2 protein-coding genes, 1 tRNA gene and 1 pseudogene are annotated in these 3,000 nt (G+C 49.8%); 2 read left to right on the forward strand and 2 right to left on the reverse strand.

Annotated elements, in window-relative coordinates; translation table 11 throughout:
- Nucleotides 1-527: 527 nt before the first annotated feature.
- Together AC1HCM_RS06560 and AC1HCM_RS06565 are read left to right on the forward strand one after the other, a co-directional pair.
- Nucleotides 528-1,553, forward strand: a complete 1,026-nt coding sequence (locus AC1HCM_RS06560) for a DUF309 domain-containing protein (RefSeq protein WP_479460970.1) — start codon at nt 528-530, stop codon at nt 1,551-1,553.
- 15 nt (nt 1,554-1,568) lie between these two features.
- A tRNA-His gene (locus tag AC1HCM_RS06565) sits at nt 1,569-1,644 on the forward strand.
- A 511-nt stretch (nt 1,645-2,155) separates the two neighbouring features.
- On the opposite strand, the pseudogene AC1HCM_RS06570 reads toward AC1HCM_RS06565, so the two are convergent.
- Together AC1HCM_RS06570 and AC1HCM_RS06575 are read right to left on the reverse strand one after the other, a co-directional pair.
- Nucleotides 2,156-2,227 (reverse strand): annotated as a pseudogene (locus AC1HCM_RS06570) (hypothetical protein); the annotation flags it as partial.
- 23 nt (nt 2,228-2,250) lie between these two features.
- Nucleotides 2,251-3,000, reverse strand: a 750-nt coding sequence (locus AC1HCM_RS06575; protein ID WP_479460971.1) for a recombinase family protein, incomplete at its 5' end; no start/stop codon positions are given.

Genomic DNA, 3,000 nt, shown 5'->3' on the forward strand with positions numbered 1-3,000 from the left:
GATTGAGATAATGAGAAGCGGCACCTTGACATAGACATATTCCGATGAGTGAGTTATAAAAAGCCCTTTTCAGATGGGGATTTCTTTCAAAAAATCCTTCGTGCTCTCTTAATGCCAATTCTTTTAACTTTTCTAAGTCATAGATTGTAATAGGGGCATATAGTCTTGTCATACTTATTCCTCCTTGTGGCTGTCGCCTAACTCGTTCATATCCGAACTATTCGGATATGCTGTAATATCTGGAAGATATGCAAACTGTTCGTATATACATACCTCTGGGCGACCATACATTTTTGGTCCCTTACTCATGTTTACCCTCCTTTTAAAATGTTATCAAAAGGACTGACCATGTCAACTTTTAACCCCCAGGAGGATGTAGAGAGTAATGAAAGAAGCAAGCTAGCTCCATACAGTCTCATACTTAGCATTCTACGGAAACCTTCTGTAAAACCTGCTGGAGGATGTCAACTTTTTAATGTGATATATCTCCTTTTCCTTGCCCCTCCTTTTCCCTTAAGCTTTTCTCTGTGGAAGAGAAGATATTAGCGAGCGCCCAGTACTTTTATACCCACGTAGAGAAGAGGAGTCTCCCCCTTGAGGCTTCAAAAGCCCTCGTGAGCCTTTACCAGGGAAAGCTCCAGAGGGGAATAGCCCTATCAATGCTTGAGAGGACAAAGCGGCTCCTCTCCCTCTGGTTGGAGGACAGCTCACAGATACAGATATACAAGAGGTACTTCAACTTCCTCTCAAAGAAGGGATCCTACACACTTGGGGAGTGCTTCTCCCCCTTCGTCCTCGTCAGCTGTTGGGAGAGCTTCTATGAGCTCACGGTTAAGGAGAGAGACAGGAGAAGGGAAGCCTTCAGCTGGCTAAAGGATTTCTTTCATGAGATTGGGGTTGAGGGTACGCTTGATATCCAGAACCCCGAAGAACTTTTTGAGGAACTCCTCAAGAGGTTTGTCTCCCTCGGAGAGCACGGCTTCTACGTTGCCACCCACTTCGCCTACATGCTCAACCCTCATATCTTCATTCCCATAACACCTGCCTCCGGCAGGTCCTTATCAATAAAGGAACCTAAAGCTTACTTCAGGCTGATTGATTCCACAAGGCGAAAGAGGATAAAGCCCATTGAGGCTCACGCCTTCATGCACCTCCTCTTTGAAGAAGTCCCCTCCAAGGTCAGGGGGGCTGAATCTATCCTCGGCATAGACAGGGAGCTTGAGCTTCTCAAGGTAGCTCAGAGGCTCTGGGAGGAGGGAAGGTTCTACGAAGCCCACGAGGTGCTTGAAGAGGTCTGGGAGCACGTTAAGGATGAAAAGAAGAGGGAGTGCTACCAGGGGGTTATCAGGCTCGCCATATCCCTCCATCACTACACCCAAGGGGAGAGGGATAAGGCTATAAGGGTCCTCTCCAAGGCGGTGAGGCAGATTGAGGGTTGTCCTTCTGAGGTAAGGCTCAACCTAATGGAGCTTGAAAGCTCAGCCTCTGAACTGCTCGGGAGTCTCAGGGAAGGGAAGAAGGCTGGTTCTTTACCAAAGCTCAGAGTGGTATAATTTAAAACTTAGCAGGAGGGTGTAGCTCAGCTGGTAGAGCGGGGGACTGTGGATCCCCATGTCGCGGGTTCAAGTCCCGTCACCCTCCCCAAACTTCCCAACATCGTGAACCCGAACAGTTCCTCGTTGTACCTTACCCTGAAGGTACTTTCGTCGTAGATGATGGAGGAGATGAGGGTTCTCAGGAGCGTCCTCACCTGCTTTACGTCCTGCTTTCTCATGAGCTCCTCAAACATCTCCCTGACTTCCTGAGGAGCTATCTGAGGTCTGGGAGAGAGGGTGGTAAGCTTCGTAAGGGAGACGAGCTCTCCCTCGAGGACTTCCTTCTCTCTCGTTAGCTTCTGCACCTCATCCCTTACCACCTGAGCAGGTATTCCCTCAGCAATAGCACGGATGAGGTTGTCAAGTCTCTTCTGCACGTCCGCTATTGCAGTCTTCAGCTCCTGAATGCGGGAAAGGTGCTCATCCTTCCTCATCGCAATTGCACGGGAGAGTCTGTCCGCAATCCTCTTGAGGTTATCCTCGCTGAGTATGTAATCGGTTATCTCCTTCAGGAGGAACTCGTCCACGTGGTCGGCTCTGAGGTTCTCCTGCTTGCACCTTCCCTCCCTCCTGCCCACGCAGGTGTAGTAGGAGTACTTCCCTCCTCTCCCTATCCCCCTCATGGTCGTCATGGAAGCTCCGCACTTCCCGCACTTCAAAAGTCCGAGGAAGAGGAGGTCGGACTTAGCCTGTCCACCGCTATGTGTCCTCTCCTCCAGTTTCTTCTGCACTTCAAACCACTCCTCGTCCGATATGTATCTGAGGTCTTCAAAGTAGACCTCAAGACTGCTGTACTTGATAACTCCCCTGTATATCGGGTTTTGAGGACTCTCAGAACCTTCTTCTTGTTCCACTCATCCGTGCGAAGTTCCCTGTTCAAAACCCTTGCTATCTCCTTAGCACCGAGTCCGTTTTTGAAGAGCTGGAGTATGCGAAGGTATACCTTCCCGCTCTCCTCATCTCTGTATATCTTTCCCTTCCCGTCCTCTCCCCTCACTATTTTGTATCCCACGGGACACTTGTTCTTCGGATAGATGCGTTTTTTTATGCTCTCCTCTATCCCCCTCAAGGTGTGCTCCCTGATGATGTGGACGTAGTATTCGTCCAGAAGCTCCGATACTCCTTCAACGAGGACGGATGCGAGAGGGTCGTCGGGTAGAGGAGCTACGACGTAGTGGAGCTGAACTCCGTGCTTTCTCAGGAGTCGCTTGTAGTAGATTGCCGTAGCCCTGTCTCTTGCAAAGCGAGAGGTGTCAAAGACTATGAACGCATCAACTTTCTCGCTGATTGCAAACTCAACAGCTCTCTGGAAGTTGGGTCTGTCCTCTTTCGTTCCCGATATTCCCTCGTCCGTGAAGGTTGCAAGGACTTCAATCCCCCTCTCCCTTGCGTACTGAATACACCT

It is taken from the genome of Hydrogenivirga sp., from assembly GCF_056450045.1.